The 24,555-nt window shown below is 65.1% G+C and carries 26 protein-coding genes; 14 read left to right on the plus strand and 12 right to left on the minus strand.

Translation table 11 applies throughout. The annotated features are described in order from the left end of the window. Nucleotide 1 precedes the first annotated feature (1 nt). Nucleotides 2–1,681: a 3-oxosteroid 1-dehydrogenase gene (gene kstD, locus ACIBJI_RS16145; RefSeq protein ID WP_364343401.1), complete on the minus strand. Its 1,680-nt coding sequence runs from the start codon at nt 1,679–1,681 to the stop codon at nt 2–4. 14 nt (nt 1,682–1,695) lie between these two features. Further along, complete coding sequence (locus ACIBJI_RS16150) at nt 1,696–2,433, minus strand: glucose 1-dehydrogenase (protein ID WP_364343398.1); 738 nt, start codon at nt 2,431–2,433, stop codon at nt 1,696–1,698. A gap of 213 nt (nt 2,434–2,646) precedes the next feature. Here ACIBJI_RS16150 and ACIBJI_RS16155 point away from each other — a divergent pair, with 213 nt between their 5' ends. From ACIBJI_RS16155 to ACIBJI_RS16190, 8 genes are all read left to right on the plus strand, one after another. After that, nucleotides 2,647–3,807 carry an LLM class flavin-dependent oxidoreductase gene (locus ACIBJI_RS16155; RefSeq protein WP_364343395.1) on the plus strand — a complete coding sequence of 387 codons (1,161 nt, stop codon included), beginning with the start codon at nt 2,647–2,649 and terminating at the stop codon, nt 3,805–3,807. 1 nt (nt 3,808) lies between these two features. Then, the gene (locus ACIBJI_RS16160; protein ID WP_364343392.1) at nt 3,809–4,594 is read left to right on the plus strand and encodes a glucose 1-dehydrogenase; all 786 of its coding nucleotides are present in this window, start codon (nt 3,809–3,811) and stop codon (nt 4,592–4,594) included. Between the two features lie 2 nt (nt 4,595–4,596). Then, nucleotides 4,597–5,544 (plus strand): alpha/beta hydrolase, encoded by a 948-nt coding sequence (locus ACIBJI_RS16165; RefSeq protein ID WP_364343389.1) that lies wholly within the window; start codon nt 4,597–4,599, stop codon nt 5,542–5,544. Then, entirely contained in the window at nt 5,541–5,885 is a 345-nt protein-coding gene (locus tag ACIBJI_RS16170) for a VOC family protein (RefSeq protein WP_364343386.1), read from the plus strand. The genes ACIBJI_RS16165 and ACIBJI_RS16170 overlap by 4 nt, the downstream gene beginning before the upstream one ends. A gap of 92 nt (nt 5,886–5,977) precedes the next feature. Beyond that, nucleotides 5,978–6,490, plus strand: coding sequence for a hypothetical protein (locus tag ACIBJI_RS16175; protein WP_364343383.1), 513 nt, complete (start codon nt 5,978–5,980; stop codon nt 6,488–6,490). 103 nt (nt 6,491–6,593) lie between these two features. Continuing rightward, nucleotides 6,594–7,010: a nuclear transport factor 2 family protein gene (locus tag ACIBJI_RS16180; protein WP_364343380.1), complete on the plus strand. Its 417-nt coding sequence runs from the start codon at nt 6,594–6,596 to the stop codon at nt 7,008–7,010. An 86-nt stretch (nt 7,011–7,096) separates the two neighbouring features. Continuing rightward, complete coding sequence (locus ACIBJI_RS16185; RefSeq protein ID WP_397084678.1) at nt 7,097–9,160, plus strand: TRAP transporter permease; 2,064 nt, start codon at nt 7,097–7,099, stop codon at nt 9,158–9,160. A 29-nt stretch (nt 9,161–9,189) separates the two neighbouring features. After that, a complete protein-coding gene (locus tag ACIBJI_RS16190; RefSeq protein ID WP_396955605.1) occupies nt 9,190–10,152 on the plus strand; it encodes a TAXI family TRAP transporter solute-binding subunit in 963 nt (320 codons plus the stop codon). 1 nt (nt 10,153) lies between these two features. On the opposite strand, the gene ACIBJI_RS16195 is transcribed toward ACIBJI_RS16190, so the two are convergent. After that, a complete protein-coding gene (locus ACIBJI_RS16195) occupies nt 10,154–11,020 on the minus strand; it encodes a helix-turn-helix domain-containing protein (RefSeq protein WP_396955451.1) in 867 nt (288 codons plus the stop codon). A 90-nt stretch (nt 11,021–11,110) separates the two neighbouring features. On the opposite strand from ACIBJI_RS16195, the gene ACIBJI_RS16200 reads away from it, so the two are divergent. Both ACIBJI_RS16200 and ACIBJI_RS16205 read left to right on the plus strand, forming a co-directional pair. Further along, nucleotides 11,111–11,905 carry an SDR family oxidoreductase gene (locus ACIBJI_RS16200; protein ID WP_396955452.1) on the plus strand — a complete coding sequence of 265 codons (795 nt, stop codon included), beginning with the start codon at nt 11,111–11,113 and terminating at the stop codon, nt 11,903–11,905. Then, the gene (locus ACIBJI_RS16205) at nt 11,902–12,975 is read left to right on the plus strand and encodes a diacylglycerol kinase (protein ID WP_364343365.1); all 1,074 of its coding nucleotides are present in this window, start codon (nt 11,902–11,904) and stop codon (nt 12,973–12,975) included. The genes ACIBJI_RS16200 and ACIBJI_RS16205 overlap by 4 nt, the downstream gene beginning before the upstream one ends. Before the next feature lie 84 nt (nt 12,976–13,059). Here ACIBJI_RS16205 and ACIBJI_RS16210 read toward each other — a convergent pair whose 3' ends face one another. The 3 genes from ACIBJI_RS16210 to ACIBJI_RS16220 all read right to left on the minus strand — a co-directional run bounded on the left by ACIBJI_RS16210 (nt 13,060) and on the right by ACIBJI_RS16220 (nt 15,038). Continuing rightward, on the minus strand, nt 13,060–14,106 hold the full coding sequence (locus ACIBJI_RS16210) for an aminotransferase class V-fold PLP-dependent enzyme (protein ID WP_396955453.1): 1,047 nt from the start codon (nt 14,104–14,106) through the stop codon (nt 13,060–13,062). A 78-nt stretch (nt 14,107–14,184) separates the two neighbouring features. Continuing rightward, entirely contained in the window at nt 14,185–14,661 is a 477-nt protein-coding gene (locus ACIBJI_RS16215; protein WP_364343358.1) for a nuclear transport factor 2 family protein, read from the minus strand. 44 nt (nt 14,662–14,705) lie between these two features. Continuing rightward, complete coding sequence (locus ACIBJI_RS16220) at nt 14,706–15,038, minus strand: hypothetical protein (RefSeq protein WP_364343355.1); 333 nt, start codon at nt 15,036–15,038, stop codon at nt 14,706–14,708. 160 nt (nt 15,039–15,198) lie between these two features. On the opposite strand from ACIBJI_RS16220, the gene ACIBJI_RS16225 reads away from it, so the two are divergent. Next, nucleotides 15,199–15,450: a three-helix bundle dimerization domain-containing protein gene (locus ACIBJI_RS16225; RefSeq protein WP_364343352.1), complete on the plus strand. Its 252-nt coding sequence runs from the start codon at nt 15,199–15,201 to the stop codon at nt 15,448–15,450. On the opposite strand, the gene ACIBJI_RS16230 is transcribed toward ACIBJI_RS16225, so the two are convergent. The 5 genes from ACIBJI_RS16230 to ACIBJI_RS16250 form a co-directional block, all read right to left on the minus strand. Continuing rightward, nucleotides 15,447–16,409: an NAD(P)H-dependent flavin oxidoreductase gene (locus ACIBJI_RS16230; protein WP_396955454.1), complete on the minus strand. Its 963-nt coding sequence runs from the start codon at nt 16,407–16,409 to the stop codon at nt 15,447–15,449. The two genes, ACIBJI_RS16225 and ACIBJI_RS16230, sit on opposite strands and share 4 nt — an antisense overlap. Nucleotides 16,410–16,478: 69 nt before the next feature. Then, nucleotides 16,479–17,366: a VOC family protein gene (locus ACIBJI_RS16235; RefSeq protein WP_364343346.1), complete on the minus strand. Its 888-nt coding sequence runs from the start codon at nt 17,364–17,366 to the stop codon at nt 16,479–16,481. 7 nt (nt 17,367–17,373) lie between these two features. Continuing rightward, nucleotides 17,374–18,378: a ferredoxin--NADP reductase gene (locus ACIBJI_RS16240; RefSeq protein ID WP_364343343.1), complete on the minus strand. Its 1,005-nt coding sequence runs from the start codon at nt 18,376–18,378 to the stop codon at nt 17,374–17,376. A 235-nt stretch (nt 18,379–18,613) separates the two neighbouring features. Further along, a complete protein-coding gene (locus ACIBJI_RS16245; RefSeq protein WP_397084680.1) occupies nt 18,614–19,747 on the minus strand; it encodes a Rieske 2Fe-2S domain-containing protein in 1,134 nt (377 codons plus the stop codon). 115 nt (nt 19,748–19,862) lie between these two features. Continuing rightward, a complete protein-coding gene (locus tag ACIBJI_RS16250; RefSeq protein ID WP_397084682.1) occupies nt 19,863–20,339 on the minus strand; it encodes a flavin reductase family protein in 477 nt (158 codons plus the stop codon). A 241-nt stretch (nt 20,340–20,580) separates the two neighbouring features. Between ACIBJI_RS16250 and ACIBJI_RS16255 the strand changes: the two genes are divergently transcribed. Then, on the plus strand, nt 20,581–21,423 hold the full coding sequence (locus ACIBJI_RS16255; protein WP_364343335.1) for an IclR family transcriptional regulator: 843 nt from the start codon (nt 20,581–20,583) through the stop codon (nt 21,421–21,423). A 142-nt stretch (nt 21,424–21,565) separates the two neighbouring features. Here ACIBJI_RS16255 and hemC read toward each other — a convergent pair whose 3' ends face one another. Then, nucleotides 21,566–22,495, minus strand: coding sequence for a hydroxymethylbilane synthase (gene hemC / locus ACIBJI_RS16260; protein WP_364343332.1), 930 nt, complete (start codon nt 22,493–22,495; stop codon nt 21,566–21,568). Nucleotides 22,496–22,595: 100 nt separating this feature from the next. On the opposite strand from hemC, the gene ACIBJI_RS16265 reads away from it, so the two are divergent. Next, nucleotides 22,596–23,228: a PadR family transcriptional regulator gene (locus ACIBJI_RS16265; protein ID WP_397084684.1), complete on the plus strand. Its 633-nt coding sequence runs from the start codon at nt 22,596–22,598 to the stop codon at nt 23,226–23,228. A 60-nt stretch (nt 23,229–23,288) separates the two neighbouring features. Continuing rightward, the gene (locus ACIBJI_RS16270; protein WP_397084686.1) at nt 23,289–24,542 is read left to right on the plus strand and encodes a bifunctional 3,4-dihydroxy-2-butanone-4-phosphate synthase/GTP cyclohydrolase II; all 1,254 of its coding nucleotides are present in this window, start codon (nt 23,289–23,291) and stop codon (nt 24,540–24,542) included. Nucleotides 24,543–24,555 lie beyond the last annotated feature (13 nt).

Consider the following 24,555-nt stretch of genomic DNA (forward strand, 5'->3'; position numbering starts at 1 on the left):
GTCATGCTCCCGCTCGGATTTCGAGATCGGCGATGTGATTTGCCGCGATATAGCCGAACACCATGGCGGGCCCGATTGTCGCGCCCGCGCCCGCGTAACTGTTGCCCATCACGGCGGCCGAATTATTGCCCGCCGCATACAGTCCGGCGATGGGCGCGCCGTCTTCGCGCAGCACCCGGGAATGTTCGTCGGTGGCCAGGCCGCCCTTGGTGCCGAGATCGCCGGGCACCATCTCAACCGCGTAGAACGGCCCTTTATCGATTGGTGCCAGACAGGGATTCGGTTGCACAGTGGGGTCGCCGTAATAGCGGTCGTAAGCGGATTCACCGCGATGGAAGTCATCGTCTCGCCCGGCACGTGCGAAACCGTTGAACCGCTGCACCGTGGCGATCAAGGAATCGGCCGGAACTCCGATCTTGGTGGCGAGTTCGGCGAGGGTATCGGCTTTCTTGATGATCCCGGCATCGAAATACTTCTGCGGGATGGCCTGTTTCGGGAAGGTGCCGAGGAACAGGTATCGATCGCGGAAGCGCTGATCCATGATGAAGTGCGCTGGCACGTGCCCCACACCGGTAGCGTGTCGCTGGTACATGGTGTGCACCACATCGACATAGCTGGCCGATTCATTGGTGAACCGCTCGCCCGCATCGTTGACCATGATCGCGCCGGGCTGGGATCGCTCGGCCAGGCAGAAGAACGGCGGCCCGTCCGGATTGCGCACCGACGGTCCCCACCAGGCATCGTCCATCAGATCCAGTGCGGCGCCGAGCTTTTCACCGGCCCGGATGCCGTCACCGACGTTCTCGGTCGCGCCGACGGTCCAATCGGTACTGACCGGCGCGGTGAAGAACTGTTTACGCATCTCCAGGTTGTGCTCGAAACCGCCAGCGGCGAGCACCACACCGCGCCGCGCACGGATGACGATCGGTGCACCATCGCGCTCGGCGCGCACTCCGACCACCGCATCGTCGGTGGTAATCAGCTCGGTGAGCGGCGTGTTCAGCCAGACCGGCACGCCCGCGTCGCGCAGCGCCAACCACAGCCGGGCCACCAGCGCCTTGCCGAGGCTCAGCGGCTGCCGTCCCCGGATCCGGTTCAGCACCGCCTTGGCCCCGACCTTCATCGCGGTGCGCTTACCCTTCCAGGTCCGCGCGATCATATTCAGATCGTGGAAATCGCTGACGGTGAATGCGATTCCCTTCGGCCCGGACATGGTCGGCCGGTTGATCAGCTCCAGATCCTCGCCGAGCAGGCGGCCATCGATAATCGCCGGTTCGATGCTGCGGCCCTGCGCGAGGCCACCGGGCAGTTCCGGGTGGTAGTCGGAATAGCCGCGGTCGTAGACGAATTGTAGATGGTTGGTGCGTGCGCCGAGATAGGTCATCATGCGCGGGCCGTTGTCGAGGAATGCGTCCTGTTTGGCCTGCGGAACACGATCGCCGACAACGGATTTCAGATAGACCCGGGCGAGATCCGGACTGTCGGGCACGCCCTCGCGGACCAGCACCGGATTGTTCGGAATCCATACACCACCGCCGGAACGCGCGGTGGAACCGCCGAAGCTGCCACTCTTCTCGATCAGCACCACCGAAAGCCCGCGATAGGCGGCGGTGAGTGCGGCGGTCATCCCCGCCGCACCCGAGCCGACGACCACCACGTCGTAGGTGTATTCCTCGGACATCTGGCTCCCTTTCCCTAGTAACCGGCGCCGGTGAGCATGCCGCCGTCGATGACGACCTCGGTTCCGGTGCAATAACTCGCGGCATCCGAGGCCAGGAAGACGGCCGCCTCAGAGACCTCGCCGGGCTGTCCCCAGCGCGGAATCGGCAATCCGGCGAAGAAGGTATTGCCGTCGACGCCCGAACCCGCCGCCGCCGTCATCGGCGTAGCGATACCACCGGGATGGATGGAGTTGACCCGGATTCCGATCGCACCGAGCTCGCGCGCGGCCGATTTGGTCAGTCCGCGAATGGCGAATTTGCTTGCGCTGTAGGCCGATAGGCCTGCGGCACCGACGAATCCCTCCACCGAGGAGATATTCACTATCGCGCCACCGCCGGTCATCGCGGGCGCGGCGGATTTGATGCCGAGCCAGGTGCCGGTGACGTTCACCGTCATGATCGTGGTGAAATCGGCCAGGCTCATCTCGGCGATGCGCTGGAACCGCAGCAGGCCGGCATTGTTGACGAGCACATCGAGCCTGCCGAACTCCTGCACCGCGGTCCGCACCGCGGCTGCCCAGTCCGCCTCGCTGGTCACATCGTGGTGCAGATAGCGTGCACCGGTTTCGGCGGCCAACTGTTCGCCCTGTTCGTCGAGGACATCGCCGAATACCACCCGCGCACCCTCGGCAATGAAGCGGCGGACATGTTCGGCGCCCATCCCGCGCGCGGCGCCGGTGATCAGCGCGACCTTGTCATCGAGTCGACCCACGTCAGGTCCGTCCTTTCTCCGGCGTTGGTTCGAACGCCGTGTGCGATCTCGACGCTATGGGCGCGCGGACGGCGCGAACCGGAATAGTCCCATCCACCGAGACATGCACCTGACCTCAACAAGAGCATCGGAAATATTTCTACTAGGCATATCGAATTGGGGATGGACAGCCGGCGGAGCCGGTGGGGTGGGAAGAACAGATGGAGGCAATGCATGAAGTTCTCGATGATCTTCGAGGCGCAAATGACCGACCCGTCGGCCGATCACGAAAGGCAGGTATTGCGTGACTGTGTCGAGCAGGCGGTACTGGCCGAGGAGATGGGATTCGACACTGTCTGGGCGGTCGAACATCACGGCTTGAAGTGGTACGCGCACATGAGCGCCCCGGAGATCTTCCTGACCTGGGTGGCCGCGCGCACCGAGCGGATCCGCATCGGCCACGGTGTGGTGTGCATGCCGTTCAACTTCAATCACCCGGTGCGCGCGGCCGAACGCGCGGCCATGCTCGATGTGCTCTCCAACGGGCGGGTGAATCTCGGTGCGGGGCGCGGGGCCACCCCGCAGGAAACCTCGATGTGCGGTGTCGATCCCGACCGCACCTATCAGGAGGTCGAGGAGTCGCTGCGCATTATCGGCAAGGCCTGGCAGGATCCGGAGGGCGAATTCGAATGGCACGGTGAGCTGCTCGATATCGATCCGCATCCGATGCTGCCGCGTCCGGTGCAGCTGCCGCATCCGCCGCTGTTCATGGCGTGCACCAAGAAGGACACGCTGAAACTGGCCGCCGACTACGGAATCGGCGCGTTGGTACTGGGTTTCGCGGGTGTCGAGGAGATCGCCGAACTGCGCCGCACCTATGACGCGGCGATTGCCGAGCGGACAGGGGAGAAGTTCGTCTCCACGGTCGTCAACGATCACTTCGCGGCCCTGTGCCCGACGATCGTGCTCGACGACCGGGAGAAGGCGCAGCAGATCGGCGCGCGTGGGCAGCGGTTCTTCGCGCAGTCCATCAAGCACTGGTACGGCGCGGGTCCGGTGCCGGACGAGGCCATCGATCCGACGGTGGACGAGGTGGCCAAGATTCGTGAGGCCGCCGATGAGCATGTGGCGTATCTGCACGAGGCGAAGATTCCGGTGAAGGCCGGGGCCACTTCGGTTTTCAATGCCGAGCACGCGTACGGCAGCCCCGAGGACGCCATCGCGTATGTCGAGCGGCTGCAGGCGGCCGGTGCCGACGAGATCCTGTGCCTGATCCAGATGGGAACGGTGCCGCAGCAGGCATGCCTGGAGACCATTCGGCACTGGGGCGAGAAGGTCATTCCGCACTTCAGGGCAGCGGAGCGTGCTGAGACAACCGAATTCGTAGGAGCTTGAGATGATCGACCTCACTGGCAAAGTCGCCCTCATCACCGGCGCCGCACGTGGCCAAGGCGAGCAGGAAGCGCGCCTGTTCGCCGCCGCTGGCGCACGTGTCGTCCTCACCGATGTGCTGGAACCCGAGGGCAAAGCAGTTGCCGAATCCATCGGTGATTGCGCCCGTTTCGTCACTCACGATGTCAGCAGCGCCACCGACTGGGCCGTCGCCGTCGAGACCGCGATCGTCGAATTCGGCGGCATCGATGTGCTGGTGAACAATGCGGCGATCTACACCGCCAAACCGCTTATCGAAACCTCCGCCGCCGAACTCGAACGCATTCTGCGTATCAACCTGATCGGCTCGTTCCTCGGCATCCAGGCCGTCGTGGATCCGATGCGGGCGGCGGGCGGCTCGATCGTGAATATCTCCTCGCAGGCCGGATTGCAGGGGCTGATGGGACATTCCGCTTATGGTGCGTCCAAATGGGCGCTGCGCGGGTTGACGAAGACGGCCGCACTCGAGTTGGGACCGCTCGGAATCCGGGTCAACTCGGTGCATCCGGGTCCGATCGCGACACCGATGATCGGGCATCTCGGGCTGAGCACCGGTGCCGGCAGCTTTCCCTCGCTACCCCTCGGTCGCGTCGGATTGCCCTCGGAGGTAGCGGATTTGGTGGTATTCCTCGCTTCCGATTCCGCGGCGTTCATCACCGGTGCGGAATTGGCCATCGACGGCGGATTGTCGGCGGGACAGTTCATTCCCCCGGACGCGCTGCCGCCGGTCGAAGCCGTGGGCGAGGGATAGGCATGCCGCTGAAGCCCGAAGCGCAGGTGATCGTCGATCTCGCCGCGGCGGCGTTTCCCGCGCTGGGCACTGAAGTGCTCGATGCCGTCGAGGCGCGTCGGATACTTGCCGCGCGTCCGGCGGCCCAGGTCGATCCGATTCCGGTAGGGCGGGTCGAGGAGCGCCTGGTACCGGGACCTGTTGGAGCGCAGCAGGTTCGGGTCCGTATGTATTGGCCCGCTGCGCCCGGTGCCGACCTGCCGGTCGTGCTGTTCTGCCATGGCGGCGGTTTCGTGATCTGTGGTCTGGACAGCCACGATCAGCTGTGTCGTGCGATGAGCAATAGTGTCAGTGCGATCGTGGTATCGGTCGACTACCGGCAGGCTCCCGAAAATAGGTTCCCGGCCGCCGCCGAAGATGCGTTCATCGTCCTGAAATGGATTGCGACCCAAGCGGCTTCGTTCGGCGGCGATCCCGCTCGCATCGCGGTGGCCGGTGACAGTTCCGGTGGCAACCTCGCCGCCGTGACAGCACTGATGGCTCGGGATCACAATGGCCCGGCCATCGCCCATCAATTGCTCATCTACCCGATGCTCGATCCGGCCCGTGACACCGCCTCCTATCGGGAGAATGCCAGCGGTTACTTCGTCACCGACGACCATTTGCGCTGGTATTGGGAGCAATACCTCGCCTCGGACGCCGATGCCGAGAACCCGTACGCCGCACCGCCGCGTGCGACGGACCTGTCCGGCCTCCCGACCGCCTACATCATCACCGCCGAATTCGATCCACTCCGCGATGAGGGCGAGGCCTACGGGCGGCGGCTGCGGGATGCGGGAGTCGAGACCGTCACGATCCGTTACGACGGGCAATTCCACGGTTTCTTCAGCATGGCCGACAACCTGTCTGATGCGAAAGATGCCGCCGACCAAGCCTTTTCGGCTGTGCGCCGAGCATTGGAGAAACCATGACCGTCGAACGTATCGGCACCATATTCCCTGCCGAGAATCTCGCCGCCGCAATAGATCTACTCACCGCGGTACTCGGCACGACCGCAACATTCGTCGACGGTGATCGATGGGCGCAATTCGATATCGGCCCGACCCGGGTCATGCTCGCCGGTGCCGATGAACGCGATATCCCGTCGCTCGCCGTCAAAGTCGGGGACCTGGACGCGACCCTCGCGCGCCTGCGCGCCGCTGGATTTCCGGCCGACGATCCGGTGACCGGTCGGCACGAACGGCGTACCTCGGTCCGCCCGTCCCGCGAATCCCCGTGGGCGATCGTCGTGTACGAGCCCTCTGTCGGATAACTGCCCCGTGTGGCTCGGATAACATCGCGCGCCGACTTCCATACGCTACCGTATGGGCAGTGTTCCATACGGTAGCGAATGGAGGTTGGGGCATGGTGCGAAATGTCCACCAGCGGGAATACCCGGTGCCTACGGATCAGCTCGGCGCATTGCTCGCCAGGGCCGCCGAGCCGGACAGTCCGGTGTGGCCGCCCGGCTGGCCCGCGCTGGTCCTCGACCGGCCACTCGGGGTGGGTGCCGACGGTGGACACGGAGTCATCCGGTATCGCTGTACCGAGTGGATACCGGGCCGCCGCATCGAGTTCACCCTCGCGCCCGGATCCTTCCTGGTCGGCACGCACAGCCTCGACGTGTTGGACGGCCGGTGGCCGGACAGCAGCATCCTGCGCCACGAGATCGACTGCCGCCTGCGCGGTATCGGCTACCTGCTGTGGCCCCTGGCCATCCGCTGGATCCACGACGCGATGATCGAGGCACTACTCGACCGAACCGCGGTCTCCCTCGGCCACCCGCCCGTCACCCCGGCCCGCCCGTCCCCATGGGTCAATTTCCTGCGCTGGATCATGAAGCGCCGCCCATCGGCACGGACCGCCACACCCGCATAGCCCGGATAAAGCAGCGGCGTAAGCGATCACTCGTCCGTTACAGTCGCGGATAACCGGACCAGGCCTCATCTTCGGCAGGAAAGTGGGGCGGCAGGAGGCTTACATGGCGTTATCGGCGCAGGATCGGTTCGAGATCGGTGATCTGATCGCGCTGCACGGTCATCTGATGGATGCGGGTGAGCTCGATCGGATGGATGAGCTGTTCACCGCTGAAATCATCTACGACCTCAGTGATTTCGGGGCCGGTGAGCTACGCGGAATTCCGGCGCTGCAGGAGGCCGCGGTCGCCCTCGGCAATGGAAATCCGGTCGGGCATCACATTACGAACGTGGTCATCGCCGAGGTGGGCGGTGCGGTTCGGGTGCGGTCGAAGGGGATCGGGATCTATGCCGATGGGACCAGCGGAAGCATCGAATACGACGATACGGTCGTGCGCGGAGCAACCGGCTGGCGCATCTCGTATCGCCGGTTGATCGCGCACAAGGTGCCGCTGGGTGGTCGGGCGACCAGGTCGACTTAGGGCGACAAACCGACCGCTTTTCTACTTTTCTCGGCTACATGTTTGTTAGCCGTATACGGACGGTCGTGCGTTGATATGGTCGCGCAATGTCGGACATGCGGGACGCTCATCTAGCAGCCGAGCCTCCCGCCGACCGCCACGCCGTGCGGCCCCGGGGCGGTCTGGACCGGGCAGGGCCGGGCAAGATCGAGGTCGACGACGAGGAGAAGCCCGCGCGGATATTGCGCGGATGGGCCGAGTGGGTGCTGGCGACGGTCGCGTTCGCGGTCGCGTTGCTGGTGCTGTGGCAGGTCTTTCGGCCGCTGGCGCAGGGGAGCCAGTACTACCTGGTGATCTTCCTCGCCGGGACATTGCCGGTGGTGTTCCTGGCCTATCGGTCCGGGCTGCGATGGTTCGATCGATGGAATGGTCCTGGTCGGCTCGACTGGTTGCTGGCGGTGGTCGCGCTCATGGTGTGCCTGTATCCGGTGCTGCCGATGGCGATCGGGTCCGGCGGGGGCGGATACAACGCATTCCTGGATCGGCAGGGTCTATTCGATCCGGTCGACACCGCCATGGGCACGGTGCTGTTGGTCTTGGTGCTCGAGGCCTGTCGGCGCACCACTGGCTGGATGTTGCCCGCGGTGTGCATGGCGTTCCTCGCCTACGGCTACTACGGCGGGTACCTGCCACAGCAATGGACCATCGCGCATGCCGGACTCGACTTCGGACAGATCATCGATGCGCTCTACAACTCCGGTAGCGGGTTCTACGGCACGCCACTGGATGTCGCGGCCAGCTACATCGTGCTGTTCACCCTCTACGGCGCCGTACTCGAATTCTCCGGTGCGGCACAGTTCTTCGTCGATCTGTCGGTCGCGGCATTCCGGCGCTCGCGCGGCGCGGCCGGACGCACCACCGTGGCATCGGGATTCCTGCTGGGCACCGTCTCCGGATCGGGCACCGCGACCGCGGTGACGGTCGGCGCGGTCACCTGGCCGATCCTGCGTCGCGCCGGATATCCGCCCGAACAGGCGGCCGGTGTGCTTGCCGCGGCAGGTGTCGGTGCGATCCTGTCACCGCCGACGCTCGGTGTCGCCGCCTTCATCGTCGCCGAATATCTCGATGTCTCCTATGTGACGGTGCTCGGGCGGGCAATGATCCCGACGCTGCTGTACTACTTGGGAATTCTGCTCGCGGTGGAGATCGATGCGCGCCGGCTCGGTGCCGAGTCGGTGGAGATGAGCACCACCTCGGTGTGGCGGCTGCTGGCCCGATTCGGTTACCACTTCCTGTCTTTGATCGCGATCGTGGTGCTGCTGCTGATCGGCCTGAGTGCCGCGCGCGCCGTGGTGTACGCCACCGCACTGGCTTTCGTGCTCGCCTTCGTCGATTCGCGCATTCGCGCCGAGGCTCGATCACCGCGACGGATCTTCCAAATGATCGGCAGCGGTGTGCGTTCGGCGCTGCCGGTGGTCGCGGTGTGCACATCGGCGGGGGTGATCACCGCCATCGCCACCAAAACGGGCCTCGGCGCGCAGCTGGCATCACTGCTGGTGAGTGCGGGAAAGGCATTGTCGGACAACCACACCGTGGTGTTGGCGTGCACCGTGGTGCTCGCCGCGCTCGCACTCGCGCTGCTCGGGCTCGCGGTTCCGGTGACCGCGTCGTTCATCATCGGCTGGGCGATCATCGGTCCCGCCCTGCTCGCGCTCGATGTATCCCCGCCCGCCTCAGCGATGTTCGTCTTCTACTACTCGGTGCTGTCGGAGGTGACGCCACCGACGGCGCTGGCCGCGGTGGGCGCGGCGGCCATCACCGGTGCGCGCGCGGTGCCGACCATGTGGCAGGCATTGAAGTACGCGCTGCCCGCCTTCCTGGTACCGATCGTGTTCGTGCTCAGCGGCCCCGGCGAGTATCTGCTCGGGCACGGGCCCGTGCTCGGTGTGCTGTGGACGACGATCGTGGCCGGGGTCGGCGTCGCGGCGCTAGCCGCCGCGACCGGCGGCTGGATCCTCGGCATCGGCCCGGCCGGACTCCCGGCCCGGCTGCTCGCCGCGGTGGCCGGACTGGCGCTGCTGTACCTGGAACCCGGCGCGCTCGTCGTTGGTCTGGCCGCGCTGACCGCGGCCGTCGGGGTAACGCTGCTCTCACGAAGGAGGACGACTTGAGAAGAGTTGCCATAGGACTCGCCGTCGCCATGGTGTCGGCCGGATTGCTGACCGGATGTGGGGGCCGCCGCGACACACCGCAGTCCGACACCGGCGGGGAGGTCACCTGCGAGGTCGACACCGACACCCGCGTCGGCATCGCGACGGGCAATTCGACCGGCGTGTACTTCGCCCTCGGCAATGCCTACGCCGACCAGATTTCGCAGGCCACCGGCGGCAAGGTGAAGGCGACCGCGGCCGAAACCGGTGCGTCGGTGCAGAATATCCAGCAATTGGTGGCAGGCACCTATCAGGTCGCATTCTCCCTCGCCGATACCGCCGCCGACGCGGTGCTCGGCAATGCTGGCTTCGACGGGAAAAAGCAACCGGTGCAGGCACTTTCGCGGCTCTACCCGAATTACACCCAGGTGATCGTGCGCACCGGCGCCGATATCGAATCGGTCGCGGATCTGCGCGGTAAGCGGGTCTCCACCGGCTCGCCGAAGTCCGGCACCGAGGTAATCGCCCAGCGGATACTGCAGGCCGCGGGCTTGAACCCGGACAACGATATCGAGGCCCAGCGCTTGGATCTCACCAAGACGGTGGACGGTATGAAGGACGGCTCCATCGACGCCATGTTCTTCTCCGGCGGCCTGCCGACACCCGGTATCACCGATCTATTGACCTCCGCCAACGGCAAGGTGCGTTTCCTCGATATCCCCGAACTCACCGGCAGTATGCACGCGGTGAATTCGGTCTACGAGGAGGGCACGATTCCGGCCACCGTCTACGGGCTGTCCGCCGATGTGAAGACCATTGTCGTGCCGAATCTGTTGCTGGTGCGCGATGATCTGGACGCGAATCTGGCGTGCGTCCTGACCAGGACGCTGTTCGATCGCAAACCCCAACTGGAGCAGGCCAATTCGGCTGCGAAAGGGATCAGCCGCGATTCCGCGACGATTACGGCTCCGGTGCCCTTGCATCGCGGTGCGGCGTACGCCTTGACGAAATAGCTCATGATGCCAATGCTTCCGTTAACGACCGCGCGATATCGACTGTGGCGGATATGAATTCGTCGCGCTCGGATTTGGTGGTCGATGCCCGCAGCGGCCCCGATTGGACTTCATACGCTGCCGTACCTTTCGCATCGAAAACCGGTGCGGCGAGGTAACTCAGCGGGAGTTCGGCATCGGAGTCGAGTTCGGCCTTGGTGAATGGCCGCGAGGTGAGAAATGCGAGGCGGCGTAGGGCCCGCGTGCGCAGGTGCGGTTGTACGAGTTCGGTCCCCATCGCACTCAGTAGGTCGGCGAGGAGTTCGACTGTGCCCGCATCGTCGGTGCGTGGACGGAACAGCGCAACGCCACGATCGCGCACGAGGGTGAGCAGTCCGCTGGCGATGCGGCGGTCGGAGTCGGGTGCGGTGGCCAGCCAGGTGTTCTGCTCGGCCGCCGAACGCCACGGCATCACGCTCGCCCCGGCCGGAAACTGCATCGGGATGCGATGGCCGACGGGGATGCCGGGGACGACGCGTTCGGGTCCGTGGCGCACCTCGAGCACCGTGAGGTGATCGGGCTCTATGCGACTCAATGTCGCGCCGTAGCCGGTTCGGGCGGTGAGTTCGGCGAGGATATCGCCGAGTGCGTGCGGCAGGGCGGGGCCGTGCAGATTCGCCAGTCTCGGACCGAGCCTGTATCCGCGGCTCGAATCGCGTCGAACCCAGCCCGCCGAATCCAGTTCGGCCAAAATCGCTGTTGCGGTCGCGCGGGCGATATCGAGCCGGTCCGCGATGCCCGCGACGCTGATCGGCTCCGGTGTCGCGGCGAGCAGCGACACGATATCGATGACCCGGCGGGTCGGCGGGGAGGGGGACCGGTCGGACATTTGCAACCCCTTGTGCGGTTCAACAGGACAGCTCTACGATGACGAATATTACGACAAGTAGCCGTCGAATATTCGACAGTTGGAGCGCGCATGATCCTGGACAGATTCCGAATCGACGGACAGGTCGCCGTTGTCACCGGCGCGGGGCGCGGCCTCGGAGCGGCGATCGCGGTGGCCTTCGCGGAGGCGGGCGCGGACGTCGTCATCGCATCCCGCACCAAGAGTCAGCTGGATGAGGTCGCCGAGCAGGTGGCGGCGGTGGGTCGCCAGGCCCACGTGGTGCCCGCCGATCTCAGCGATATCGAGGCGACCGCCGGGCTGGCCGCTGCGGCAGTCGAACGCTTCGGGCGGCTCGATATCGTGGTCAACAATGTCGGCGGTGCGCTGCCGTGCCCGCTGCTCGATACCACGCCGGACGCGCTGGTGGAGGCGTTCAACTTCAACGTCACCAATGCGCACGCGCTGGTCCGGTCGGCGGTGCCGAAGATACTCGAAACCGCCGGTGGCGGTTCGATCCTCAATATCACCTCGACCATGGGGCGGCTGCCCGGCCGCGCCTTCGTCGCCTACGGAACGGCGAAAGCGGCGCTGGCGCACTACACCCGGTTGGCGGCGATGGATCTGAATCCGCGCATTCGGGTGAATGCCATTGCGCCAGGGTCGATTCTGACTTCGGCGTTGGAGATCGTGGCGGGCAATGACGCGATGCGCACCGAGCTGGAGGCCAAGACGCCGCTGCATCGCATCGGTGAGCCCGAGGACATTGCCGCCGCCGCACTGTATTTGGTGTCGCCCGCCGGAAAGTACGTCACGGGCAAGGTACTCGAACCCGACGGTGGTCTGATCGCCCCCAATCTCGACCTTCCTCTTCCGGATCTGTCATGAGCTACCGCGTAGTCCAATGGGGCACCGGGAATGTCGGCGCACATGCGCTGGCGGGTGTCATCGCGAATCCGGATCTCGAGCTGGTCGGGGTGTGGGTGTCGGGTCCGAAGAAGGACGGGCTCGATGCGGGAACCATTGCCGGATTGGAGCATTCGGTCGGTGTGACCGCGACGACGGATGCCGAGGCGATCCTGGCCGCGAAACCCGACTGTGTCGTCTACTGCTCGATGACCGACAATCGCCTGCTGGAGGCTGTTGAGGATCTGCGCAGACTGCTGAGCGCGGGCATCAATGTGGTGGCGTGCGCGCCGGTGTTCTTCCAGTACCCGTACGGCGTGCTGCCAGACGAACTGCTGAAGCCGATCCAAGAGGCCGCGGCACAAGGGAATTCGTCGCTGTGGGTCAATGGCATCGATCCCGGTTTCGCCAATGATCTGCTGCCGCTCGCGCTCGCGGGCACCTGCCTGCGCATCGATCAACTGCGGTGTCTGGAGATCGTCGACTACGCCAGCTACGACAACCGCGAGGTCATGTTCGACATCATGGGGTTCGGCAAACCGCTGGACGAGATCCCGATGCTGTTGCAGCCTGGGGTGCTATCGCTCGCGTGGGGCGGCACCGTGCGCCAGCTGGCGGCGGGAATCGGTGTCACCCTCGACGCCGTCACCCAGACCTACGAGCGCATCCCCGCCCCCGAATCCTTCGACATCGCCACCGGCCACATTGCCGAAGGTACCGCTGCCGCACTGCGTTTCGAGGTCCGCGGCATGGTCGGCGACCAGCCCGTGACGGTTCTCGAGCATGTCACGCGGCTACGCCCCGACTTGTGCCCGGACTGGCCACAACCCGCACACCACGAGGGCTCCTACCGCGTCGAGATCACCGGCGAGCCGAGTTACGCGATGGACCTGGTCACCTCGAGTCGCAATGGCGACCACAACCACGCCACCCTCCTGGCGACCGCCATGCGCATCGTCAATGCCGTCCCGGCCGTGGTGCAGGCCCCAGCGGGCATCCTTACCGCCCTCGATCTCCCACTCATCACCGCACCCGCCACTCGCCCGGCGTAGTTCCTCGGGGATTCGCACCTGAGGTGGGACACCTTCGGGTAGCGAATCCCCGAGGGCTGGTTGTTACCGGGCTGCCTGGGCGTGTTACTGAGCGAGGGCGGAGAGGGCGCGGTCGACGTCGGCGGCGCTGTTGTACAGGTGGAACGAGAAGCGGAGGCCGCCGCCTCGCGCGGAGGTGAGTACGCCTGCCTCTTCCAGACGCGCTGCCGCATCGCCCGCACCCGATACGGCGACAATCGCCGAATCGGCGGGCACGGACTGAAAACCCAACTCCGCCAAACCGGTTCGGAATTGTGCGGCGAGTTCGCGATTGTGCGCGCCGATCTTGTCGACGGTCAGCTCTTCGATCAACGACAGCGCCGATAGTGCGACAATGACGCCGAGCCAGTCCGGTGTCGAATCGAAACGCCGGGCGGTGATCGGCAGCGCGATCGGCTCGTACAGCTCGGCCCAGCGGTCGGCCGCCGCGTACCAGCCGGGACTGATCGGGCGCAGCTGCGCGGCCGCTTCCGGCGGTGCGGCGAAGAAGGCCACGCTGCGCGCGCCGATCAGCCACTTGAATGTCGCGCATACCCAGTAGTCGGCATCGACGAAACGCAGTGGCACCCAACCGGCGGCCTGGGTGGCATCGGCGAGCAGTCGGGCATTATGCGAAAGAGTTGCCGCGCGCAGCATCGGCAGATCGACGGCTCGACCGTCCTTCGACTGGACAACGCTGACCGCTACCAACGCTGTCTCGGGCCGGACCTCGTCGGCGATACGCTCCAACGGCACGAACCGGACATTCAGATCGCCACGGTGTACGAATGGCATGGAGACAGAGGAGAATTCGCCTTCCGCGAGCAATACCTCTGCTCCCGGCGGCAGCGCGGCGACCACCGGCGCGATCAACGCGGCCACGGTACCGCCCAGCGCGATATCGTCGGCCGAGGCACCCGGGAGTAGTCGCGCGAATCCGGCCCGCAATTCGGGTACCAGATAGTCCCGCGTCGTCGGTGCCGCACGGCCGGCCGCCCAGAGCGTGTTGAACTCCTGCAATGCCGCCAACGTTCGCGCGGCCGGCAACCCGTGGGAAGCGGTGTTCAGGTAGGCGGTCTCGATCGTGAATTCGGCGGGCGCAAGGGAAGACATGCTCCCACCCTCCGCCGCCGCTGTGGCTCGAGTCGAGTGCCACCGGGAAGATAGTGGCCTCAAATCCGCCGCGCTCTGCTATTTCTGTGTCGCCCACATGTTGGTCAGCAGCTGGTAGCTGGGGGTGTCGGCGAGGGCCTGCATCGATTCGTAGATGCGCTGGTAACTGGTCGAGGTGATGCGCCAGTGGCCGTCCGGATCGAGTCGGTAGGTGTCGGAGTAATAGCCCGCACCGCGGATGAGGATGCCGTATTCGGTGGCGATCACGGTGTCCTCGAAAGCCCATGAGCCCGTTGCGGTATCGCCGTCCACGGTGATCTCCGGATGGTTCGCGATATGGGTCGTGACCACGGAGGGGCCGAGGTTCTCGCGCATGAATGCGGTGACAGCGTCGCGGCCGTCGAGGGTGAGCGGTTCACCGAGGGCGTGGGTGCCGTAGCGACCGGCGACGTCGACGGCGAGGGTATCCCCGAAGTCGTCCCATTGTTTGAGATCGAGGGTCCGGAAATAGCGGTACTTGAGCTGGCGGACGGCTTCGATGGCGGCGAGATCCATCCGTTCAGCTTGGCATTTACCGAGCCCTCAGACAAGAACCTGTTCTACTTTGCTCGGGCTTCGGCGGCATGATTCGCCAACGCGTCGAGTACGGCGATCCGGCTGGCGGGTACCTCGATATCCATCGCAATCGCATCAGGGGCCGCGGCGACGAAGCTGAAGTCGAAGAATCCGCAACAGGAGCTCTCGCGGGCGGCGAGGTCGCGAGCTGTGTCTTCGTGGGCTGCGGCCAGTTCCAGCCGTAGGCGGGTCGGCGCGATGCGTTCGATTCGACGCAGTGCGGCCGCGAAGAGATCGGTGAATTCGGCCACGCGCAACGGCTGCTCGGTCGTGGGCAATGTGCACGCATCGGGCACCCAGAGCAGGTTCTCGCTCATTCCGGCCACCTTCGTAAGTCTGTTGGCATATATCGAAAGGGTAGTCCCGGGTGCGTCCAAAGTCCCGGGTGTTCGTCGCCGACGCATCGGGTACTCGATCGACTGGACACGGCTTTCGACCGCCGTCCTCGCACTGGAAGTCCCCGACCAGGAGTCCGCAATGACCGAAGGTCCAGTTACGCACCCGCCCCTCCACGAACCGTCCCTCGATCAACAGTTCGCACTGAGGGCCGCCGCGCGCCGCCTGGAACGCGAATTCGAAAGCACCCGCGACGAAGCCATCGAACGATGGCTGTACTCCGCTTATGACTACCTCGCGGACCACGCCACCATCGACAACTTCCTGCCCCTACTCGCCGAGCGCTACACCCGTGAACTGCTCCGCGCCTCGACCGAGGAACACGCGGACTAGTCGCATTGCGCCGCCGCTCGCCGCAAGACCTGTTCGGCGTCGGTGCTGATACGCCGCACCAGATCAGCGGCGGATTCGAGACTGTCGATGAGGTCGACATTCTCACCCGCCCAGATCGGCGCACAGTCGAGATCGGCCTGCTCGGCAGCCGCCCGATAGCGTTGCCGGGCAAGGGGATCAGCCGCGAGTTCGGCCTCCCGTCCGGCCCATTCGTCGAGGAAACGGTTGCGCAGTGTGCGTGCGGTGTATTCGGCGGGCCACGGGGATTCGCGGGCGATATCGATAATGCGATTGCGTTCGGTATCGCCGCCACGTGCGGCGATGATGGCCTTGGCCTCTTCGGCCGAGAGCAGGGATTCGTGTGTCGCCTCGAAGCGAGTGCCGATCAGCGCGCCCGCCGCACCGAGTACGAGTGCGGCCGCGAGTCCGCGTCCATCGGCTATCCCACCTGCGGCCAGCACCGGCGTACCCGCTGCCAGATCAACGACCGCGGGTACGAAGGGCAGCGTCGCACGCCCACCGCCGTGCCCGCCCGCCTCCGCACCCTGGGCGATCAGCACATCGGCCCCGGCCTCCAGGGCACGCGCTGCCTCGTCGGTGGTGGTGACCTGGACCAGCAGCGGAATCCCGGATTCCCGGACCACGGCGGCAAACGGAGTGGGATCGCCGAACGACAGCAGGATCGCATGCGGTCGGCGCTGCACCGTCCTGCGCACCGTATCGATATCGATGGCCCAGCTCAACAAGCCGATGCCCCAAGGCTTTTCGGTGCGAGCGGTAAGCAACGCACATTCCTGATCCAGCAGCTTCTCATCCCCGCCGCCGCCACCGATGAGGCCGAGTCCACCGGCCTCGGAGACCGCTGCGGCCAGTTCGCCGCCCGCGACGCCACCCATCGGTGCGAGGACTACGGGATGCTCGATGTCGAGCAGGTCGGTGAACTCGGTGCGCAATGCCATCGCCAAACCCCTTCCGTCGTTATCGACGATAGTCAGGGGTTTCAGGCCGCGAGTCGTCGCATGTGCTTGTCAGTCTCGATTCCAGTCGTGACCCCAATAGCTATCGGCGGTCATTTCCTCCGCGGTATAGGTGTTCTCGTCGACCAGCACGCCCTCAGTACCGAATTCGAGATCCCAGCCACCGGGGGTGCGGACATAGAAGGAGATCATCTTGTCGTTGGTATGGCGGCCCAGCGTCGAGGACAGGTGATAACCGGCCTTGTTCACCCGATCGAGTGCGCGGCCGACATCGTCGAGACTGTCGACCTCGACCATGACGTGCACCAGCCCCGAGCCCGCCTTACCGCCGGAGGGGATCAGCGCCAGGCTGTGGTGGCGCTGATTCACGCCGAGGAAGCGGATGCGCACCGGACCGTATTCGGGCGGTGCGGGGAGCCGGAACGCACCGCGCGGCAGGAATCCGAGCACGTCGGTATAGAAATGGAAGGCCCCGTCGAGATCGGGGACCGGCAGCACCGCGTGGCCGAGGCCGAGTCCCGTAGTGACGAAACGGTTTCCGTATTCGCCGACGACCGGGCTATGGTCCAGGACCGGGCCGTGGAAGATTTCGACGCTGGTGCCCGCGGGATCGCGGAAGGTGAATGCCGCCTCTACGCTGCGGGCATCTGCCTCCGTCACGGTTAGCGCGGTGACCTCGATTCCGGCCTTCTCCACAGCTTCGCGTGCCGCGGCGAGCGCGCGATGGTCGCGGACCTCCCAGCCGATGGCGAGCACCTGATCGGTGTCGCCGGGCACCAGGACCAATCGTGCGACGTGCTCATCCATGCGCAGATAGATGGCGTCCGGATCCGGACCCGCGCCCTCGGCGAAACCGATCACATCGAAAGCGAAGGTGCGCCAGGCGCCCGGATCGCTGACCGCCACCCGCACATAACCGAGCGAGCTGATGATTGCCATATTCTCCTCATTCATAGGTGACCCGGACCGCATCAGTGACCGGCACCGCCTGGCAGGCCAGTACATAACCGTCGGCCAGGTCTTCGCGTGCCAGAACTTCGTTACTCAGCAACTTCACTTCACCCTCGACGACACGACAGACACAGGCGCTGCAGGCGCCTTCGCGACAGGAGTACGGAGCTGCCATCCCGCGCGCTAGCAGCACGTCGAGTAGTACGGTATTGCGCGGCCAGGCGAATTCTCTTGTGGCGCCGTCGAGCTCGATTTCGACCAGGGCAGCGTCGTCGGTGTCCTCGACCTCGGTTTCGGCGAAGGGATCACCGCAGATCGAGACGAATTTCTCGACGTGCACCCGGGATATGCCCAGGTTGTCGGCGGCTGTGACGACAGCATCCATGAAAGGCGCGGGGCCGCAGATGAATAGCTCGCGACTGATCCACGGTGTGATCAGGGTGGTCAGTGTGGGCACCGACGGTAAGCCCTGAACAGCCTCCAACCAATGCAGCACAACGAGCCGGTTCGGGTGCTCGGCGGTCAATGACTTCAGTTCACCTGCGAAGATCACCGATTCCTCGTCGCGATTGGCGTAGATCAGCGTGCACCGTCCAGCGCCCTGCGCTAGTACCGATTTCAGGATGGACAGCATCGGCGTTATCCCACTGCCCGCAGCCAGCAGCAGCAGATCGGCGTCGAGTGAATCGGGTGTGAAAATTCCCGCGGGCGGCAAGCTGTCGATCGTCATGCCGGGAACAGCGTTGTCGCACAACCAGTTCGATGCGTATCCGCCCACCGTCCGCTTGACGGTGACCTCGAGTCGGCCCTCATGCGGCGCACTGGACAGTGAGTAGGAGCGCGCCACCGAACCCGTTTGTTCGCTGGGTATCCGCAGTGTCAGAAACTGGCCGGGCCGATAGGGAAATGGTCGCTCCGGTTCGGCGACCAACTCCAGTGCGACCGCATCCCGGGTTTCGGCGGTTACTCGAACAACTCGAAGCGTCACCGCCGCGCTCACAACAAATCCCCATCACGGGTAGTCAACCCGACTTCGCCTGCGGTGACCGCTTTTTCGATACTGTCGCGCAATGCCGCGCACCCGCGCACCGGACCGCCGCCCGTGTGGGTGAACTCGGCACACCCCGCGCGAGCGGCGGAACTCCACTGCACACTGATGTGCGCGGGGCTGAATTTGACCACCGACACCTGATTTCGGCAGGTATGGCAGGTGATGCAATCCATTACAGATCCGTTCAGGCGTCCGCGCGCTGCGCGGCCAGATTCTCGGCGACCTCGGACTCCCACGCCGTGACCGCACGCGTGGTGTCGACCTCGAATTCGAAACGGTCGGTCATCTTCGACTCCACTTCGGCGATATCGGTGTAGAACTGCTCGTACCAGCGCCGCAGCTGATAGACCGGCCCGTCCTCCTCGCACAGCAGCGGATTATCGATGCGGGTCTTGCGTTCCCAGATCGCCACATCCTGCTCGAAACCGCGCCCGAGACCATCGGCGAAGCGCACCGCCATCGCATCGGCCTCTTCCGGCGACAGGCCGGGCAGCTTCTTCACGATCGCGCCGTACTGCAGCACGAATTTGGTGGGCGAAACCGGGTAGTGGCAGTTGATGAGCACGGATTCGACCGTCTGCCCGCTGGATTCGTTGACGAGGTAATCGATCATGTAGGAGGGGCCGTAGTAGTGCGCCTCCGAATGCAGCGTGTTCTCCGCGCCCGCCTCCTTGGCCAATTCGCCCTGCACATCCGCGCGTCCGATCGAGGTCATGTACTGACTGGCGATATGGCCCTCGAAGACATTTTTGAAGTAGGTCGGAAAGGCGAAGTGCACGTAGAAGAAGTGCGCCATATCCACCACATTGTCGATGACCTCACGGCAGTTCGCGCCCTCGATGGTGATCTGGTTCCAGGTCCAGTCGCTCCACTGGTCACTGAACGCGCCCTCGATGCGGGGGATGGTGATATCCGCCGGCGGCGGGTTGCCTTCGGGATCGTTCCAGACGAACAGCTGCCGATTCTGCTCCAATGTAATCCACGATTTGGTGCGGGCCAGCGGAGGTACACGACGCGCGTAAGGGATTGCGGCACAACGACCATTGCCGCGCCATCGCCAATCGTGGAACGGGCAGGCGATGGTATCGCCCTTGATAATGCCGTCGCCGAGGTTGCCGCCCATATGCCGGCAATAGGCATCGAGCACATTGAGCGTGCCGTCCGCGCTCGCGAAGACGACCAGTTCGGTGCCGAAGATTTCGACGGTGTGCGGTTTGCCGTCGCGGAAGCTGTCGGCAAGGCCGACGCAGTGCCAACCGCGGGCATACCGGGTGGGCGGGGCGCCGGTGTCGATCACGCGCACCTGATCGTCGGTCATTGTTCCTCCACGTTCGTCGGGCTGTCATTTCGATGGTTCGGCGCGCCGATGAGCGCGCAAAGGTGTTGTCTCACTGGTCGGGAGACTGGGTTGATTGTTCGGTCGCTGCGCTCGCTCATGCAGTGGTGAGGCGCTCGAATCCGGAGCGATAGAACAGCAGCGGATCGGCATCGCGGCCCGCGCCGAGTGCGGTGACATGGCCGATGACGATGGTGTGATCGCCGCCGTCGAGCTCCCCGCCGAGCTCGCAATCGATCCATGCGATGGATCCGTCGAGCAGCGGTGAACCGTTGGGGGAGCGGCTCCAGTCGAGACCGTCGAATTTGTCGGGACCGCTGCGTCCGAGCTGTCTGCACACCTGCTCCTGATCGGCGGCGAGCACATTCACGCAGAACTTGCTCGCCGCGCGGATCCGCGGCCACGTGGTGGAGGTCCGCGCCGGGAACAGCGCTACCGCAGGCGGATCCAGCGACAGTGCGGAGAAGGACTGGCAGGCGAACCCGACGGGTTGCGCACCGTCCAGGGCGGTGATCGCGGTGACTCCGGTGGCGAATCGGCCGAGGACGGCCTTGAAGTCGAGCACGACGGCCATGGCGCTCCTAGTTTCTACTAGAAATATTCCGTTTCGCCATGAAGGTAAGCGGCGCGCGCGGTGCGCTGTCAATGACCGGTTCCGGCTACCGAGAAGATCCGTAGCGATCTCCGTAGTTTCCGGGATTCGACGTCGTGCGCCTGACGGCACTGTGATTGGGGACACAAGAAGGTATGCCGAAAACGGACATGCCTAATCGAAATACTTCTAAGCTGTATGGGCTACACAATGGAGGTGCGCCATGACGGTCGAGGTGCTGACCGGTCCGGGATCCGACGAGCTGTTATCGGGTCCGGGGCGTCCGACCGCCCGGCCCGCGCAGCCGCCGGTTTCGATGATCGAGCGAATGACGCTGATCCTAGACGCTTTCGACGGTTCGACGCCGACTCTGACGCTGCTCGGATTGGCCGAGCGAACCGGCCTGCCGCGGTCCACGGTGCACCGCATCCTGGACCAGATGATCCGGCTGCGCTGGTTGGCGCACGCACCCGGCGGCTACCGCCTCGGCCTGCGTCCGCTGGAACTCGGTGGACTCGCCGCCGATCATCATGAGATTCGCGACGCGGTGAGTCCGCTGCTGCACGAGCTGTGTCAGCGGACCGGCATGGTGGGCCACCTCGGCGTGCTCGACGGACGCGAGGTGCTGTACCTGGACAAGGCCGGTGGTCGCTATACCGCCAGCATTCCGACTCGCCTCGGCGGCCGGATGCCCGCGCACAGTACGGCCCTGGGCAAGGCGCTGCTGGCCTCGCTGGAGCCGAGCATTATCGAGACCTCCTACCGAGACCGGTTGCCGCAGTTGACGCCACGCACCATTTGCGACCGGGCGGAGCTGCACCGCGAGTTGACGCGGATCCGGCATCGGCAGGGAATCGCGGTGGACAACGAGGAGTCGGTGACCGGGATCTGCTGCGTCGCGGTGCCGATTCGCGGGCGCGGCGCAGCGGTGGGTGCCCTGTCGCTATCCGGTCAAATCGGCGGGGACCGAACGGCCTTGGATACCGCGCGTTTGGCGCGAGTGCTGGTCGAAGCCGCACACGAGGCGGCCCGCGCCCTCTTCCCCCGTCACGCTCGGTGGCGGTGATTCGAGTCTGCTGCGTGGCGTCGTGGTCGGGGCGAGACGGGGATTGCCGCGCACGGTTTTGCGCGCCACGCATGAATTGACCGGGCAAATTGGTGCGCGTCGTGTGAAGTTGTGCGCCGGGCCTGCCTGCTTCCGAGAAAGCTCAGTGGGGGATGGAGTCGATGATGGCGCGGGCGCCCTGGCGGAGTAGGTCCGCGCCGACGAAGAAGCCGAGGGCGCTCGGGTCCTCCGGGACGCCCCAGTGTTTGGCGTCCAGCCACTGGCTGCCGTCGAGGTTGAAGACCTTGCCGTGCAACGTGAGTCGACCGGTGGGGTCGGTCGTCGCGTGTCCGGCGATCGGGGAGTTGCAGTGGCCTTGCAGTGCGTGCAGCATTGCGCGTTCGGCGTCCGCATGACGATGGGTGGCCGGATCGTCCAGGCGCGCACCGAGATCGAGCAGTTGGGTGTCGTCGGCGCGGCACTGCAGTGCGATCACGCCAGCCCCGATCGGCGGGCACATGGTGTCCAGGTCGAGGGTTTCGGTGATCCGGTGCGCCTGGTCGACGCGGTGCAGACCGGACACGGCCGCGATCAGCACATCGATATGGCCCTCTTCGAGGCGCGCCAATCGGGTGTTGACGTTGCCGCGCAACGGTTTCACCGCAAGATGCGGATAGTGCAGCCGCAGCTGCGCGGTCCGGCGCACCGAGCTTGTGCCGACGACGGTGCCCTCGGGGAGTTCGGCGAGTGGTGCGCCGGTACGGGTGATCACCGCATCGTGCACATCCTCGCGCGGCAGATAACCGGCGAACGCGAGTCCTTCCGGCACCGGAATATCACCGGGAATGTCCTTGAGGCAGTGCACCGCCAGGTCGGCCTCGTCATCGAGCAGTGCCCGATCGATCTCCTTGACGAAGGCGCCCTTACCACCGAGCTTGGACAGATCGCCCATCCAACGATCGCCTGCCGTGGTTACCTTGACCAGCTCGCTCTCGACGCCGAGCCCGGCCAGCAGTCCGGCGACCTGTTCGGCCTGAGCCAAGGCCATCGGGCTGGATCGGGTGCCGATCCGAATAATGCGCGTGCGCGACATGCGGCGAGACTACTCCCGGCGCCCGCGCCCCGATAACCGGGGCGTGTCCTACTGAGCGGGACTTTGCACCCGAAATATGCCTAAGCGGTATAGTCCCATCGTGACCGAAGCGAAGTCTGCGGCGAGCGCCGAAGTCCCCGACCTGCCGACTACGAGTTGGGCCGTGCTCGGCATGCTCTCGCACGCCGATGAACTCTCCGGCTATGACCTGAAGAAATGGGCCGACTGGAGCCTGCAATTCTTCTATTGGAGTCCATCGTTCAGCCAGATCTACGCCGAGCTGAAACGCCTCGAGAAGCACGGTTACGCGACCTCGCGCACCGTGCTGCAGGACGACGGCGTGCGCGGTAAGCGCATGTACGCCATCACCGAGAGTGGTCGCGCGGCCGCGGCGCAGTGGGTGAACCACGCACCCGTGGAGGCGCCGATACTCAAACACAGCGTCATGCTGCGGGTCTGGCTGGGCCATCTCGCCGAACCGGACCGGTTGCGCGAAATTCTCTCCGAGCACATCGGATACGCGGAGCGGATGCGCAAACTGGCCGAGGTCGATGCCGAGGGCGCCGACAAGAACCCGAATTGGGCCTATCCGGGCGCGGTATTGCGCTGGTGCATACGGCATTACGAGGCCGAACGCGATTTCGCCGAGGAACTGCTCGCCGACGTGGACAGACTCGCGACCAAGACCGCTGCGAAGAAGTCCGCGAAGGGTAAAGGACGTCGCGCTTCCTAGTCCCGCTCACTGAGCGGGATGGCGCTTGCTATGACTAATAGTAATACTTCTACTAGTCGTATGCGCACCGAATTCGCACAGCAGCGTTCGCTGGACACGATCGAGACGGCGCTGGCCGCTCTCGCCGCGGGCGGCATGGTCGTGGTCGTAGATGATGAAGATCGGGAGAACGAGGGCGATCTGGTAATCGCCGCCGCACTGGCGACGCCCGAAGCCATCGCCTTCATGGTCCGGCATACAAGCGGCGTGCTGTGCGCGCCGCTGCCCGGCGCAGACCTGGATCGGCTCCAACTGCCACCGATGACACCGATCAACGAGGACCCCAAGGGCACCGCTTACACGGTGTCGGTGGATGCGGCTTCCGGTGTGACGACCGGGATTTCGGCTGCGGACCGCGCCCATACCGTGCGCACGCTGGCGGATCCGCGTACCACTCCGGGCGAGCTGACCAGGCCCGGCCACGTCTTCCCGCTGCGCGCACATCCCAGCGGTGTGCTCGGTCGCGCGGGCCACACCGAGGCCGCCGTCGACCTGACTCGGCTGGCCGGGCTGCGCCCGGCAGGTGTCATCGCCGAGGTCGTGAACGACGACGGCTCGATGGCCCGGCTGCCGCAACTGCTCGACTTCGCCGAAACTCATGGGCTACAGATCATCTCGATCGCCGATCTGATCGCCTACCGCCGCCGCGCCGAACACACCCTGACGAGGGTTGTGGAGACCCGCTTGCCGACCCGGTACGGCGAATTCCGGGTCATCGGCTACTGCGACGAGATCTCCGGAACCGAAACCCTCGCACTGGTTTTCGGTGCGCCCGGCGGCGAGTCCGTGCTGACGAGGCTGCATTCGGAATGCCTCACCGGTGACGCCCTCGGTTCGCTGCGCTGCGACTGCGGCGACCAACTCGACGCCGCATTGCGTGCCGTTGCCGAGGAGGGCAGTGGCGTGGTGGTCTACCTGCGCGGACAAGAGGGCCGGGGCATCGGATTATTGAACAAATTGCGTGCGTACGAATTACAGGATCGCGGCGCCGATACCGTTGAAGCGAATCTCGCACTCGGGTTGCCGGTCGATGCCCGCAGGTATGCGGCGGGTGCGCAGGTATTCGCCGATCTCGGTATCCGGTCGGTGCGGTTGCTCAGCAACAACCCCGCCAAACAGGCGGACCTCGAACAGTATGGGGTCACGGTGGTGCGGCGGCTGCCGCTGCAGGCGACGCCGACCGAACACAACATCCGCTACCTGCGCGCCAAGCGCGACCGGATGGATCATCAACTCTCGGGTGTGGACGCCGAACCGGCAAGGGCCACCTCGTAGTAACGGATCTTTT

The sequence above is a fragment of the Nocardia sp. NPDC050408 genome, from assembly GCF_044458905.1.
Lineage (GTDB): Bacteria > Actinomycetota > Actinomycetes > Mycobacteriales > Mycobacteriaceae > Nocardia.